The 15,921-nt window shown below is 44.5% G+C and carries 11 protein-coding genes and 1 pseudogene; all 12 read left to right on the top strand.

Annotation, left to right across the window (positions count from 1 at the left end):
* The first annotated feature begins 4 nt into the window (after window positions 1–4).
* The gene (locus tag MWG26_RS19185; protein WP_117440601.1) at window positions 5–1,216 is read left to right on the top strand and encodes an ABC transporter substrate-binding protein; all 1,212 of its coding nucleotides are present in this window, start codon (window positions 5–7) and stop codon (window positions 1,214–1,216) included.
* 149 nt (window positions 1,217–1,365) lie between these two features.
* Window positions 1,366–2,643, top strand: a pseudogene (locus MWG26_RS19180) (sugar ABC transporter substrate-binding protein).
* A 73-nt stretch (window positions 2,644–2,716) separates the two neighbouring features.
* Window positions 2,717–3,622: a carbohydrate ABC transporter permease gene (locus MWG26_RS19175; RefSeq protein ID WP_025656023.1), complete on the top strand. Its 906-nt coding sequence runs from the start codon at window positions 2,717–2,719 to the stop codon at window positions 3,620–3,622.
* Between the two features lies 1 nt (window position 3,623).
* The gene (locus MWG26_RS19170) at window positions 3,624–4,454 is read left to right on the top strand and encodes a carbohydrate ABC transporter permease (protein WP_025656024.1); all 831 of its coding nucleotides are present in this window, start codon (window positions 3,624–3,626) and stop codon (window positions 4,452–4,454) included.
* 30 nt (window positions 4,455–4,484) lie between these two features.
* Window positions 4,485–6,422 carry a glycoside hydrolase family 127 protein gene (locus tag MWG26_RS19165; protein ID WP_117440602.1) on the top strand — a complete coding sequence of 646 codons (1,938 nt, stop codon included), beginning with the start codon at window positions 4,485–4,487 and terminating at the stop codon, window positions 6,420–6,422.
* Window positions 6,423–7,513: 1,091 nt separating this feature from the next.
* The gene (locus MWG26_RS19160) at window positions 7,514–8,167 is read left to right on the top strand and encodes a GNAT family N-acetyltransferase (protein WP_025656026.1); all 654 of its coding nucleotides are present in this window, start codon (window positions 7,514–7,516) and stop codon (window positions 8,165–8,167) included.
* Window positions 8,168–8,434: 267 nt separating this feature from the next.
* On the top strand, window positions 8,435–9,115 hold the full coding sequence (locus MWG26_RS19155; protein WP_025656028.1) for a response regulator transcription factor: 681 nt from the start codon (window positions 8,435–8,437) through the stop codon (window positions 9,113–9,115).
* Window positions 9,116–9,118: 3 nt separating this feature from the next.
* A complete protein-coding gene (locus tag MWG26_RS19150) occupies window positions 9,119–9,967 on the top strand; it encodes a sensor histidine kinase (RefSeq protein WP_117440603.1) in 849 nt (282 codons plus the stop codon).
* Between the two features lie 222 nt (window positions 9,968–10,189).
* Window positions 10,190–10,876: an ABC transporter ATP-binding protein gene (locus MWG26_RS19145; protein WP_117440604.1), complete on the top strand. Its 687-nt coding sequence runs from the start codon at window positions 10,190–10,192 to the stop codon at window positions 10,874–10,876.
* Window positions 10,869–13,493, top strand: coding sequence for an FtsX-like permease family protein (locus MWG26_RS19140; RefSeq protein ID WP_117440605.1), 2,625 nt, complete (start codon window positions 10,869–10,871; stop codon window positions 13,491–13,493). Before MWG26_RS19145 ends, MWG26_RS19140 begins: the two co-directional genes overlap by 8 nt.
* 439 nt (window positions 13,494–13,932) lie before the next feature.
* Window positions 13,933–14,343, top strand: coding sequence for a hypothetical protein (locus MWG26_RS19135; RefSeq protein WP_025656031.1), 411 nt, complete (start codon window positions 13,933–13,935; stop codon window positions 14,341–14,343).
* A 72-nt stretch (window positions 14,344–14,415) separates the two neighbouring features.
* Window positions 14,416–15,921, top strand: coding sequence for an amino acid adenylation domain-containing protein (locus tag MWG26_RS19130; RefSeq protein WP_025656032.1), 1,506 nt, complete (start codon window positions 14,416–14,418; stop codon window positions 15,919–15,921).

Here is a 15,921-nt window from a genome sequence, read left to right as displayed (position 1 = left end):
AAACATGAAAGCTATGCGCAGTATGATCGCTGTTTTTTGTGCCTTGTGCCTGGCCGGATGTTCTGTGGGCAGCAGTGAAGCAGTCCGTGATTCAGAAGAGCGGGAGGAACTGGTATTGTGGAGTTATTATGAGACGGAGAATCAGAGGACATCCATGGATGAACTGGCAGAGGGATTTAACGACTCTCAGGAGAAGTATCACCTCACATGGGAATATCACGGGCCGGTGACGGAATTCAGCAAAAGACTGGCGATCGGAATCACCCAGAACCAGTTTCCCGATATGGTGATCATCGATAATCCGGATATGCCCTCCTACATCAACATGGATAAACTGGAGGATATTACCGAGGCTGTAAAAGAGATAGCGGATTTAGATCAGTATTTTCCAAATGCCATGGAATCCGTGGAATATGACGGCCGTTATTATGGACTGCCTTTTTGCTGCAACAATGTGGCACTGATCTATAATAAAGACATTTTGGAAAAGAAGAATATAGAGGTTCCTGAAACCTGGGAGCAGCTTGAGGCGGCGGCCGAAAGCCTTACAGAGGAGGGGCGCTTCGGATTTGCCATGTCTGCGGTCAGCGGTGAACAAGGGGCTTTCCAATTTGCTTCCTTTATGCTGTCAGCCGGTGATGAGTTGGAGCAGGCAGGCGGGGAAGGGACTCAGAGAGCATTCCGGTTTATACAGAATATGGTGGAGCAGGGCTTGATGTCCAGGGAATGTGTAAACTGGTCCCAGAATGACGTGGCAAGGACCTTTATCGCGGGGGAGTGCGCTATGATGGAGAACGGACCGTGGGTATTTCCCGCCCTGGATGAGGCTGGCATCAACTACGGTGTTGCGGCATTCCCCGGGGATCAACGATATATGGGGGTCCGTGGAGGAGAGAACATAGCAGTGCTGAAAGGGAAAAACAAAGAGGGAAGCGTTGCATTTTTAAAATATTACAGCCAGATCAACATAATGTTGAATGCGAATCTGAGGGCAAACTCTCTGCCTCCCAGGGAAGACGTAGCGAAGTTGTTTTTGAAAGCAAAGCCGGAATACGGGATCATATTGGAGCAGATGGAAAGCTGCATCTCAAGGACCAGTTTTGAGAACTGGTCAGTTCTGTCAGAACAGTTATCAGAAGGGCAGTATGAGATCATCACAGGAATGAGCACGCCGGAGGATGTTTGCAGCAGAATACAGGAAGCTCTGAAACAATAAAGAAATAGATGCAGAACATGGACAGGGTGGAAATTCAGTTGAAGAATTTCCACCCTGTTTAATTTTTTAGACTATAAGACAGGGCGGTATTCTCTTATACTTTAGATATCAAATAAAGAACCAGAAACGTACGAAAGGGAGGAAACAAAATGAGGAAAAAAGTAGTGAGCGCTATGCTCTGTATGGCTATGGCAGCCACAATGTTGGCAGGATGCGGAGGAAACACAGGAACAGCTTCCGCGGGAGCGGGGACGGACAGCAGTAAGAAGACTGCCGAAGGAAAGGAAGAGGTTGTCATCTGGGATTACTTTGAGACCGATGCCCAGAAGAACATGATGCAGGACATCATTGACGGCTTCAATGAATCACAGGAGGAATACGAGGCATCCCATGTGTATGTACCCTTTGCGGACTATGAAAAACAACTGACATTGGGCATGGCATCCGGGGAACTCCCGGACCTGGTCATACTGGACGGCTGCAGCATGGCATCTTTCATCCAGATGGACCTTTTCGGGGATGTATCGGATGCGGATATCAAATGGGATGAATATCTGGAAGGCCCCATGGAATCCACCATGGCGGACGGAAAACATTACGGCATTCCCTTTGCCACTAACTGTACAGCACTATTCTACAACAAGGATATCTTCGATGCGGCAGGTATGGAGTATCCCAATGAAAACACCACATGGGAAGATTTCCATGAGATGGCAAAAGCGCTGACAAAAGATGGTGTGGTTGGCTTCGGCAATGCTGCCACGGGAACAGATGAGGGAACCTTCCAGTGTCTGCAGTGGTTATACACAGCAGGTGGGGATTATCAGAATGTAAAAGGCGGTACTGATGCCTACAACCTTATGTAGGAAATGGTAGCTGACGGTTCCTGGTCAAAGGACTGCGTGAACTGGACACAGTCGGATGTAAATAACAACTTTGTGGCAGGCAACCTGGCTATGCAGCAGAACGGACCATGGCAGATTCCGGGAATCGAAAAGGATGCTCCCGATCTGAACTACGGTGTGACGGTACTCCCAAAAAAAGACGGGGATTCTGACCAGGCAACCTCCATTCTGGGCGGTGAGAATATGGGGGCTGTAAAACAGGATGACATGGGCGGAGCCACTGCATTCATGGAATACTATGACAAGACAGAGGTGATGGTAGACGCTATGAAACAGTACGGTTCCTTCCCGCCGAAAACAGAGGCGGCACAGGACTCATACTGGACGGACGACCCAATCCAGAAAGAATTCATCACACAGCTTCAGACATCCATCCCAAGAGGCCCAAGCGCTTCCTGGCCGGAATATTCCGATGCACTGCAGACAGGGTTCCAGGAGGTTATGACCTCAGCGAAGACTCCTGAAAAAGCAGCAGAAGATACACAGGCAGCAGTGGATAAGGTGAAGGCATCAGAAAAATAAACAGCCGGAAAGGGACAGGAACCCCCTGTCCCTTTTTAACCCCATAACTGCTCATAAGAAAGGATGAAAAATAATGAAAAAAGGGAAAACTCTCGGGCCGAAGGTTGGATTTTTATTTGCGCTTCCAGCCGCCATCTACATGCTGATATTTGTGGGATACCCGATGATACAGAACTTTATCCTCAGCTTCAAAAACGTGGATGTATATTCCTTTGCGGATGCGTCAAAACAGGCGTTTGTAGGACTAGAGAATTACAAGGAATTGTTTTCAGGTGGTGGGGCGATTCTGACCACAGCCATTAGAAATACACTGATCTTTACAGTAGCGTCTATTTTCTTTCAGTTCTTTATTGGATTTGGGCTGGCACTTCTGTTCAGCAAAAAATTTAAGGGAAGCTCTTTCTTCAGAGGTGTGACCATGATCTCCTGGCTTCTTCCAGTCACGGTTGCAGGTCTGCTGTTCAAATTCATGTTTGCCAGCAAAGGCGGTATCATGAACCAGCTTTTCATGTCCCTGCATCTGATCAACGCGCCGCTGGAATGGCTGCTGGACCCGAAACTGGCTATGATAGCCATTGTAGTGGCAAATATCTGGATTGGTATTCCTTTTAACATGATGCTTCTGATCACAGGACTCACCACCATTCCGGAGGAGATCTATGAAAGCTCACGTCTGGACGGGGCAAATAAATTCCAGACACTGTTCCAGATCACGATCCCCATGATAAAGCCGGCTATCATGTCTGTGCTGACGTTGGGATTTGTATATACATTCAAAGTGTTCGACCTGGTGTGGGTCATGACAAAGGGCGGACCGGTCAATTCCACAGAGCTGGTATCAACCTATGCTTACAAGCTGTCCTTTGACCAGTTTCAGTTCAGTAAGGGTGCGGCGGCAGCCAATATTCTGTTCCTGATCCTGTTCGTGGTTGGTATTTTCTATATTAAACTGATCAATGATGAAGACGAGGTGATGTGAGATGAAGAACGAAAAAGGAAACCTGAAATTTTTTATCATCGGAGCCATTGTATTTGTGATCTTTATTTTTCCATTATACTGGATGGTGGTCACAGCGCTGAAAACACAGGTGGAGATTTTCCAGATTCCCACGCCTCTCTGGCCAAAGAATCTGACTCTGGACGCATTTGCAGACCAGTTCTCCGCATCCAGCGATACGCTTAGGGGCTTTAAAAACAGTATTATCATCGCAGTGGGAGCCACAGTGATATCTACCATCCTGTCCATTCCTGCCGCTTATGGGCTGGCAAGGTTTAAATTCAGCGGGAGAAAGATTCTGATTTTATATTTCCTGATGACACAGATGCTTCCGTCAACCCTGATCCTGACATCCCTGTATATCATGTTCTCAAAGATGGGGCTGCTGAATTCCTATCTGGCTCCCATCCTGGCAGATGCCACCCTTGGAATCCCGTTCAGTATTATTATCCTGAGGACCTATTTCCTCTCCATACCGAAGGAACTAGATGAGGCGGCAAAAATCGACGGCTGCAACAGCATTACATCCTTTACGAAGATCATGCTTCCCATAGCAAAACCGGGCGTTATTGTGGCTGCCGTATTCTCTTTTGTATACGCATGGGGCGATCTGATCTATGGAATCACATTTATGACAGATCCTATGAAAAGACCCATCACCTCCAGCATTTACAATTATGTGCAGCAATACCAGACATTGTGGAACGCTACTATGGCTTTTGGTATCATAGCGATTCTGCCGGTGGTACTTATCTTTATTTTCATGCAGAAATATATTGTCAGCGGTCTGACCAACGGAGCAGTCAAGGCATAGGCTTTATTCTGGGAGACTGGGAGGAATACAATGAAACTACATTCTATTAATTTAAAAAAAATAAAAATTCAGGATCCATTTTGGACAAAGCATGTAAAACTGGTGGAAGAAGCAATTATTCCCTATCAGTGGGATGCTATGAATGATCGTATCCCGGATGCAGAGCCGTCCCACTGCCTGGAAAACTTCGCGATTGCGGCAGGCAGAAAAAAGGGGGAATTTTACGGCGCGGTATTCCAGGATACAGATATAGCCAAATGGCTGGAGGCAGTGGGCTTCTCTCTGGCAGCAGAGAAAAATCCTGAGCTGGAGAAGACCGCAGATGCGGTCATAGATTTCATCGCGGAGGCGCAGCAGGAGGATGGGTATCTGGATACCTATTTTATTATAAAAGAGCCGGAAAAAAGGTGGAAGAACCTGCGGGAAGGCCATGAACTATATACCGCAGGGCATATGATGGAGGCGGCAGTAGCATATTACCAGGGAACAGGGAAGGATAAATTCCTGGGTGTTGTGGAAAAATTAGCGGATCTGCTCTGTGATACATTTGGCAGTGAGGATGGGAAAAACCATGGATATCCAGGACATCAGGAAGTGGAAATTGGTCTGATCAAATTATACCATATAACTGGAAAACGGAAATATCTGAATCTGGCAAAGTATTTTATTGATGCGCGTGGAACAGGAGAGAACTATTTTCTACAGGAAATCAGCAGAGGCGACAGCGGAAATATATTTCCGGAGCTTTCAGATTACCGTCCCGAGTATTCCCAGTCTGACAGACCGGTGCGGGAGCAGGAAGCAGCAGAGGGGCACGCTGTAAGAGCAGTCTATATGTACAGCGCTATGGCGGACCTGGCATATGAATATCAGGACGAAGATCTGATGGCAGCCTGTAAAAGGCTCTGGGATAACATAGTACAGAGACAGATGTATATTACGGGGGGCATTGGCGCATCCGGTATTCTGGAGCGTTTTACAGTAGATTATGATCTGCCGAATGACTGCAGCTATGCGGAGTCCTGCGCCTCCATCGGTCTGGCTATGTTCGGCATCAGGATGGCAAACATAACAAAGGATGCCTCTTATATTGATACTGTGGAGCGTGCCCTGTATAATACGGTTCTGGCGGGGATCGCTTTGGATGGTAAAAGTTTCTTCTATGTAAATCCTCTGGAAGTGTGGCCTGATAATTGTATGGAACGCACCTCAAAAGAACATGTGAAACCTATCCGCCAGAAATGGTTCGGTGTTGCCTGCTGTCCTCCTAATATAGCCAGAACTCTGGCCTCTATGGGGCAGTACATATATTCTATTGGTGAGACAGCTCTGTATGTCAATCTCTTTATTTCAAACGAGGCATGCATCGAGTTGAAGACAGGGGAGATCACAGTTTCTGTAGAAACAAAATTTCCTTTTGAGAACTTGGTGAAGATAAAAGTCGGCTGTGTGCCGGCCGATGGAATGACATTGGCAGTGAGAATACCGGAATACGCGAGAATGTATCAGGTGACCGCAAAAGGAGAACTTCTGGAATATAAAGAAGAAAAAGGGTATGCGTATCTTGTACTTACAGAGGATTCAGATATCAGTGTTTCTTTTGAAGCACCGGCAAAATTTGTACGTGCAAATCCAAAAGTACGCGCCAACTGCGGCAAAACGGCAATGGTGAAAGGTCCCCTTGTGTATTGCCTGGAGGAAATTGATAACGGGAAAAATCTGGCAGAGTTGTATGTGGATACAGAGAAGGCAATACAGGAAGTATCATCTAAACTATTTGGCGGCATCACAGAGCTGGTGCTGCAAGGGAAAAGAATGGAAGAGAGTGCCTGGGATGAAAAAGTGCTGTATGGAGAATATCCTGTAAAATTATCAGATGTAACATTGAAAGCGATTCCTTATGCCTATTGGAACAACCGGGGGATGGGGGAGATGTCTGTGTGGATAAAAGAGCTGATCTCAGGCTGAAGAACGGACGGGAAAGGAAAAGGTTAAAGACGATATGAAGAACAGAGGATGCTTCTATTTATCCATGACTGCTACGGCTGGAAAAAAACAGTTTAATAAGTGCAACCTACAAAGCGTCTGATGTCGGCTCCAAGAGGCAAGCCCCTTTGGAAACCCCGAACAAAAAAACAGGCTGAATATCTCGCACTTTTCCGGCGCTTGATACTCAGCCTGTTTTGTTGTCAGCAGCCCCCGTTTCGTGGTCTGCGTGTAGTTCCTTGTAAACTGACCTAATGCAAAAGCTAGAAAACAGTATGACTTATATGGCCAAAATCATAAAAAGATATGGGATTGAGAGGTCATTGGTGCAGTATGGAGTAGGGGCATGGCATTTGCTGTCATGCTCCAGATGGTTGTGGATACTTGGTAGTGGAAGTGTTATAATTAGAATAGCAAATCGAAAGTTGTAGGAGCTAAAAGTATATGATGATACATGAAAGAAATGATAAAATATTGGAACATATGAAGTCAGATTGTTCAAACTGTTCGGGATTGTGTTGTACTGCTCTGTTTTTTCAAAAATTGATGGCTTTCCGAAAGATAAAGTATCAGGGCAACCATGTACAAATTTGTTAAAAGATTACCGATGTAAAATACATTTGCAACTTAAAAAGCAGAAAATGAAAGGTTGCATTGGCTATGATTGTTTCGGTACCGGACAACTGGTGACACTAGTTATTTATCAAGGTTAGACTTGGAATGACATACCAAACCAATCATCAGCAAAGTATTAATAGCGTAAATAAAAGAGTGCCAGCTAATGTTCTTGGAGGCAATATCTAGGGACAGGACATGAGTGAGACAGACCTTAGCACAAAGTTTTAATAGCAGCAAATTTTGAAAAGTGCCTTTTTATTATGATGTACACCATAAATCACCCACGATGGGGAAGATTATTGAATTGCGTGAAAAATATGGCTTGCATATGAAAGTGGAGAGGTATGTGTCTGATGAAACGGGACTTCCTGAGCACGGCAGGATGTTTGTCAGAGAATAAGGCGGAGGCATGTTAATAAGATCAAAGAAATTAGAAATCATGGAGTGAAAATAGCATGAATACACCTGTATTAGAAACGGAACGTTTGATTTTAAGAAAATTTACAGAAGAAGATATGGAGGCGCTCTTTCTTATTCTGAAAGATGAAGAAGTTAATAAGTTCCTGCCATGGTATGCCGTGAAAAACCTTGAAGAAACAAAGCAATTTTATAAGGAAAGATACATTTCAAAATATGCACAGCCGCGAGCCTATGCGTATGCTATCTGCCTTAAAGAAGATAATTTTCCTATAGGTTATATCAATGTAGCTATGGAGGAACATCATGATTTTGGTTACGGACTTCGTAAGGAATTTTGGCATAAGGGAATTGTTACCGAAGCGGGCAAAGCTGTTGTTGATCAAGTGAAGAAAGATGGTTTGCTATATATTACCGCAACACATGACAGAAACAATCCGAGAAGCGGCAATGTTATGAAGAAGTTAGGTATGAAATACTGCTATTCATATGAAGAGCAATGGCAGCCGAAAAATTTTCCTGTCATATTTAGAATGTATCAGCTCAACTTTGACGGTAATGATGATTTTGTGTATAAAAAGTATTGGAATATGTATCACAATAGTTTTGTGGAGAAATTCGAAGACAATCCACTTACAAAAGGACAAGTAAATGATGTGATTGATGGCGATCCACATAATCACTTTCTATAACCGGAACAATAAGTAAGAAATTAATTTTAGAAGTACAGGCTTTTGTGGAAAAAAGTGCATCAAAAGAAAAGATAGGGCTGCGGGGGGCTATGCCGCCGGGCTTTTTGCTTGTAGTATATGATTCAGAGAGTGGCAATGCAGAGTATATTCCACCAGAGTGTAGTATCCATATCATTAATTCTGAATGGAATGAAAAAAATGGTCTGGTAATAAGGAAAGTGAATGCAGAAAACAGTGGAGGCCTATAGTGTGTTTGAAGGAGAAAAAATGGGAAAAATAATCTTAATTATAGAAGACGACAAGGGCCTAAACCAAGGCGTGGCACTGGCTTTAAGGAAACCTGACTGGAAGTTTCTGCAAGCCTTTTCTTTGAAGGAAGGTCTGGAATACTGGGAGACAGCAGAAGTGGACATGGTGCTTCTGGACATCAACCTGCCGGACGGCAGCGGATATGATTTTCTTGGGCATGTGCGTACGGCTTCCAGTGTTCCGGTTATCATGCTTACTGCCAACGATATGGAGATCGATGAGGTCAGGGGGATCGAGATGGGGGCCGACGATTATATTACGAAACCGTTCAGCCTGATGGTTTTAAGGGCCAGAGTGGAGCGCCTGTTTGCGCGCCTGGAAAATGATACGGGAAGCAGTTATCAAAAAGACGGTTATTTCTTCGCGTTCGACAGGCAGGTGTTCGAAGTTCTGGGGAACCCGATCGAACTGAGCCGTACGGAGCAGAAGCTTCTACGCATGTTTATATCGCATCCGGGACAGACATTAACTAGGGAAATATTAAACGAGGGAATTTGGCAGGAGGGATCTGATTATATCGACGAGAATGCTCTGTCGGTTGCTGTGGGCAGGCTGAGGAAAAAACTGAAACTGAAAGAGAAGGAAAGTCCGATCAGGACTGTCTATGGAATCGGGTATGTGTGGGAAAAAGGGGAATAGACGATGGGCATATTGAGAACGAACAAAACGATGAAACGTCTGGAACAGATGCTTGATGAGGCCATGGAAGGTACATTTCAGGAAGTCAATTATGACGAGACAGAGCTTTCAAGGCTGGAATCCAGATGGAAACAGTATCTTTCCACCTCTAAGCTGTCAGTTGAGGCAGCACGCAAAGAGAGAGCGGACATCAAGTCCATTCTCTCAGATATTTCACATCAGACAAAAACACCGCTTGCTAATATCATTCTATACAGCGAGCTTTTAAAAGAGCAGCCGCTAACCGAGGAGGGGGAGGTGATTGCAGAGCAGCTTCATGTCCAGGCGGAAAAGCTGGAATTCCTGATTAAAGCCCTGGTGAAGATGTCCAGGCTTGAGAGTGATATCCTGGAAGTTGTTCCGGTGAAACAACCGCTCAGGCCTCTGGTTGAAAATGCCATAAGGGATGCAAAAGCTCATGCACAGGAAAAGTCCATCACAATCCTGGAACCAGGTTTTGACAGTATTGAGGCGGTCTTTGATTTGAAATGGACGGAAGAAGCGCTTTTTAATATTTTGGACAATGGGATAAAATACTCGCCCAATGACAGCACATTAACAGTATCTGTAATCGAATATCCAATGTATGTGTGCATCAGAACAGCCGATGAAGGTCCTGGTATCCCGGAGGAGGAAAGGAGCAGGATATTTAGTCGTTTCTACAGAGGAGCTGGCAACCAGCAGGAGGAAGGCGTCGGCATCGGCCTTTACCTGGCCAGGGAAATTGTGAGAAAAAATGATGGATATATCAAAGTTGGGCCCGGTACAGAGAAGGGATCGGTTTTTGAAATTTATCTGGGGAAGGGAGTTTGATTATTGTGAAATTCTATCACAACTGTTAGGATTCAGACAGAATATAGTTAGGATTGCCCTGTAATATAGAAGATACGAAAGGAGATTGCATTTCGGTGCAATCTTTTCATATCAATAGGAGATATGGCCCTTTCAGTCATATGAGAGAATTGTGTTATTATTCACAGACCATAGGCCGTGAGTCGTAACACAATTATTGAAACATCAGAAGGAGGAAAACAAATGGCTGTATTAAAGACAGAGAATCTGAAAAAATATTACGGGAAAGATGCAATTCTTGTGAGAGCCCTGGACGGGGTAGACCTCAGCGTAGAGAAAGGGGAATTCCTATCGATTGTAGGAACCAGCGGTTCCGGAAAGTCCACGCTTCTGCATATGCTGGGGGGGCTTGACCGCCCAACGGAGGGGACGGTATACGTGGACGGAAAAGATATCTTCGCCCTGAAGGACGAGGAACTGACTATTTTCCGCAGACGCAAGATCGGATTCATTTTCCAGAGTTTTAACCTTGTTCCTGTACTGAATGTGTATGAGAATATTGTACTTCCGATTGAACTGGACGGAAACCCGGTTGATAAGGCGTTTGTAAAAGAAGTCATCAGAACACTGGGACTGGAAGAAAAATGCTACAGCCTGCCCTCACAGCTTTCCGGAGGACAGCAGCAGAGGGTTGCCATTGCAAGGGCACTGGCATCCAAGCCTGCCATTATCCTGGCGGATGAGCCTACGGGAAATCTGGATTCTGCCACGAGTCAGGACGTACTAAGCCTGATGAAGATTACTAGCCAGCGGTACGGGCAAACCATGGTAATGATTACCCACAATGAGGGGATCGCCCAGCTTTCAGACAGAATTATACGGATTGAGGACGGAAAGGTGAGAGGTAAAGGCGGTGAAAGCCATGCGTAAGGTGAAGAACAAAGAGGTGATCCGCCGCCTGTCGGACAAAAGCTTTAAAGTTAATAAGACAAGGAATCTGATAGCCGTGGTTGCAATAGCGCTGACGTCAATGCTGTTCTCGGCACTGTTTTCCGTAGGCATTGGGACCGTATATACCTTCCAAAGACAGACGGCAAGGCAGTCCGGCGGCAATGCACACGGGGTATTCAAAGAACTTACACAGGAGGAGTATGAGAAACTTAAAGCACACCCGCTGATTAAGGAGAGCATGCCATGCCGGCTTGTGGCGGATTATGTCCGGAATCCCGAATTTTTAAAACGCCATGCCGAGGCTTGGTACTATCCGGAAGAAGCCTACCCGCACTGTTTCATAGACATCATAGAAGGAAAAGCACCGAAAGCGGCAGACGAAATCCTCCTGGATGAGACTTCTCTGGAGCTTTTGGGTCTTCCAAAAGAGCCTGGACAGAAAGTCACTCTGGACCTGCAGCTGCACAATTATGATGAAACCATAACAGAGCGCACATTTACCGTGTCCGGGGTTATCAAATCAGATCCGGCTCTCGATGTGGGATTTGCCCTGGTATCCCAGGCCTACGTAGAAAAATATGCACAGGAACTTGAGTATAAGGGGCAGGATGACACCGGATCCACTATGGGCGCCATCCGTATGGATGTTATATTTTCCAATAGTCTGGGGATCCAGAAAAAGCTGGATCAGGTGCTGACGGAAAGCGGATTCTCAACGGAACCGGGAGATGACAATTATATAGCCTGCAATGCCAACTGGGCATATGTTTCTGACGGGGCGGACGCGGATCCTGCCACCGTGGGCGCTGTAGCGGGAGCTCTTGTGCTGATCCTGATTACCGGATACTTGATCATATATAATATTTTCCGTATTTCCATTATGAAAGATATTCGTTATTATGGATTGCTCAAAACGATCGGGACGACGGGACGGCAGATTAAAAAGATCATCCGCAGGCAGGCTTTGAAACTTTCTGCCATAGGGATCCCCATTGGACTTCTGGCCGGTTTTTTCGTGGGAAAAGCACTGCTTCCTGCTATCTTGAATTCTACAGGGACAGTCGCACAGGGGGAGACACATATTCCGGTCAGCCCGTGGATATTTATCGGTGCGGCGGTATTCTCACTGATTACGGTATTTATATCTACCGGGCATCCGGCGAAAATGGCGGCAAAGGTCTCTCCGATAGAGGCGCTGCGTTTTACGGAAGGGAAGAAGGAGAAAAAGAAGGGGAAACGTTCTTCCGGCGGAGGGAAAATCTGGCGCATGGCACTTTCTAATCTGGGAAGGAGTAAAGGAAAGACAGCGATTATCATTGTATCCTTGTCACTGGCGGTTGTGCTTTTAAACAGTGTATTTACAGTCACGAACTCTTTTGACATGGATCTGTTTCTGAGAAGCTTTACGAGCTCGGACTTTTTAATTGCCAATGCCAAATATTTCAATACGGAATATTATCATGGAAGCAACGAAGCAACGATTGACGAGGAAAACCTTACAGAATCCTTTATAGAGGCATGCCAGAGCATTAACGGATTTAAAGAAGGCGGGCGAATCTATGCTGCCAATGGGAAGGTGGGAGTTAAGAAAGAGGGGGTCACGATTCCGGAAGGATATGATGTAAATGAAGCCGGAGAACCGGGTGAGTACTATGGAAAGAATTTCATACCAATCCCAAGTACAGAAAATGGTGATTATTCCTCCATGTTTTATGGGGTGGAGGACTTTATTGTGGACGAGATGAAAGTATGGAAGGGCGAGAGTGATGTAGATACGATCAGGGAAAAGCTTGCCACGGGCGATTACATCATCTATTCTACATTGGTTGATGATAAAGGGGAAGTGTATGAAGATAAAGTCCTGCACCAGCCCGGGGATAAGATTATACTCTCTTATACGGACCTGAATGGAGAATATAAAGAGAAGGAGGTTACGGTTCTCTCGGTAATAAAAGATGATTACTGGAACCTAACCAACCGTATCAGCTCAGAATTTACTTACTATGTAAGCGCGGACTTCTTTAAGGAAATACTATCTGACAAGTATCTTATGAGTTACTCCTTCAACGTGGAGGAAGGGAAAGATAGGGATGTGGATGCTTGGATTGAAAGCTATACGGAAAGTAGTGAACCACTGATGGATTACTCTTCAAAACTGCAGTATGTAGAACAATTCTCATCTATAACAGGAATGTTCCTGATGGTTGGGGGATCACTTGCATTTGTCATTGGATTTATTGGATTACTAAACTTTATCAACTCCATACTGACAGGAATTATTTCAAGACAGAGAGAATTTGCTATGATGCAGGCAATCGGCATGACGAGGCGCCAGCTGACAAAACTGGTCATTGTGGAAGGGCTTTACTATGCATTGCTGACCATTGTATTTTCTCTGGCAGCAGGTTGTATCTTCTCTTTGACTATAGTCAGGAAGTTGTCGGAGGGAATGTGGTTTATGAAGTACCAATTCCTTATTACCCCGATGCTGATAGTATTCCCGGTTCTGATATTACTTGGAGTACTGGTTCCATATCTAGCGTTCCGGTTTGGAAATTCCGGCAGTGTGGTGGAAGAATTACAGAAAGTTGATTAGGATATTTAGGCATGGGGGACTTGTTCATTCAAGTCCCCTTAATGCATTTATCTTTCTTAGACCGCATATTTGTTAGCTACATCCATATACTTCTGTGCAATAGAACTAATCTTGGAATATTCCCCATTCATAATCAGCTTTCTATCCGCCAGATCACTGCCGACACCAAGCGCAAAGGCCCCGCAGACGAAAAAAGAATGAGAGTTTAGATTTGTTTAGAATTCATTTAGAAACAGATAAGATATTACTGCCATAATGTACTTATCAAAAGGAACAGCTTTTGAAATTTGTGGAAAGGAGATAAAAGGAGAAAGCCAGTGGATTTATTTGTCTGGCAGAGAAATTGCCGACAGAAAAAGGGAGTACATAGTAGAATCCCAATAGGGGAAACCATGATGACGAGTAAGATATATGCCGCAATTTAGAGAGGAGTTTAACCATGAATAATTTTCGTAATAAGACATGGAAAGGATTTTTAAAGAAAGGGCTTGTTTTCTGTATGATTGGCGTAATGGCACTAGGGTTGGTAGCCTGTGGTGGAAAGGATAAGAAATCAGATACAAAAGTGCCGAAAACACAAACTGAGCAATCTAAAAATAAAAAGACAAATAAGAAACCATCTTCCCAGACAGAGAAAAAGGATGATGCAGATATTGAAAAACCACAGAATACGACCGGAGCGGATCAGAATAAGACAGACGATACAAAGGCGCAGGATGGAGCAGACAAAGAGTCTGACACAAAGAATTCAACCCAAAAGAAGCCAACCCAAAGGAATTCAACTAAAAAAAATTCAACAAAGAAAAACAGCACAGTACAGAAATCCAATAAAAGTGGTTCGACAACATAAGACAAAAAGAATAATTAAGCATAATGGGCCACATGGGAACATGCGGCCCATTTTTCCTGAAAGGAAAACAATATGAAGAATATACTAGAATATTTGGAAAAGACAGAACAGCAATACCCCTGTCACACAGCGTTGGACGACGGAATCTTTGCATTTACCTGGAAAGAATTGGCAGGAATATCCAGGAAGATGGGGACAGCATTTGCAGGAAAAACAGAGCCAGGGCAGCCAATTGTCATATTGGCAGAAAAAAGTTCGGTCACTCTGGCAGCCATGTTTGGAGCGGTATATGCCGGATGTTTCTATGTTGTGGTTGACCCTTCGCAGCCAGCGCAGAGGATACAGGAGATTCTGAACGTGTTGGAACCGGAGCTTATTGTGACAAATGACAGGACGAGGGAACTCCTAGCACAAATAGATTACAAGAGGAACTCATATTTGGTAAAAGATGCCATGAATGAGCAGACAGACTGGAAAATACTTAAAAAAATCCGGAGTGACTGTCGGGATATGGATATCCTGTATGGAATCTTTACTTCCGGTTCAACTGGAAAACCGAAAGGAATCGTAGTCAGCCACCGGGCAGCAATGGATTTTATTACACATTTTGTAGAGACATTCGGATTCACAGTTCATGACAGGATAGGAAATCAGGCGCCTTTTGATTTTGATGTGTCGGTGAAAGATATTTATACCAGCATGTTTACTGGGGCAGAGCTTGTTATTATTCCAAAAGAAATGTTTTCTACGCCGCCTGTACTGCTTAATTATCTTTGTAAAAAGGAAGTAACCGCACTTATATGGGCAGTATCCGCCCTCAGTTTGGTGTCGGCATTAAAAGGATTTACCTATCAAGTGCCTCTGACGGTAAAAAAGATTCTTTTCAGCGGAGAGGTCATGCCGGTAAAACAGCTCAGAATATGGCAGGCGGCTTTACCAAGTGCAGAATTTGTTAATTTATACGGACCTACGGAAATTACCTGCAACTGCACGTATTATCGGGTAAAAGAAATGTTGCATGACGGAGAAAAAATTCCGATTGGAAGAGCATTTCCGGGTAGGGAGGTGTTCCTTTTAGACGAAAGTGATAAAGAAATTATATCTCCGGGAATAGTTGGGGAAATTTGTGTTTCAGGAGAATCGCTGTCGGAAGGATATTATCACAATCCCAAGGAAACAAAAGAGAAATTTATATTTTATCTGCGAGGTGGAGAGGGGGAGGGACGTTGTTATAAAACCGGCGATTTGGGATTCTACGGAAAAGATGGTGAACTTTACTTCTCTGGACGGAAAGATTTTCAGATTAAACACATGGGACATCGAATTGAACTAGAAGAAATCGAGCATGCAATGGATCAGATTGATGGTCTGGAGAGAGGCTTATGCCTGATGGATCAGAGAACAAACAGACTGGTGGTATTTTATATGGGGAATGTCAGTAAGGAACAGATTTTGAAACAGATGAAGAAAAAACTCCCGGCCTATATGATTCCTCATAAGTTGATAAAAACAGATTTGATGCCATTAAACAAAAATGGAAAAATAGACCGGGAATACTTCCGGCAGAAATTGGGGTGA

The organism is Faecalicatena contorta, assembly GCF_022835095.1.
In the GTDB taxonomy this organism is placed as follows: domain Bacteria; phylum Bacillota; class Clostridia; order Lachnospirales; family Lachnospiraceae; genus Faecalicatena; species Faecalicatena contorta.
This window is presented reverse-complemented; position numbering and strand designations above follow the sequence as displayed.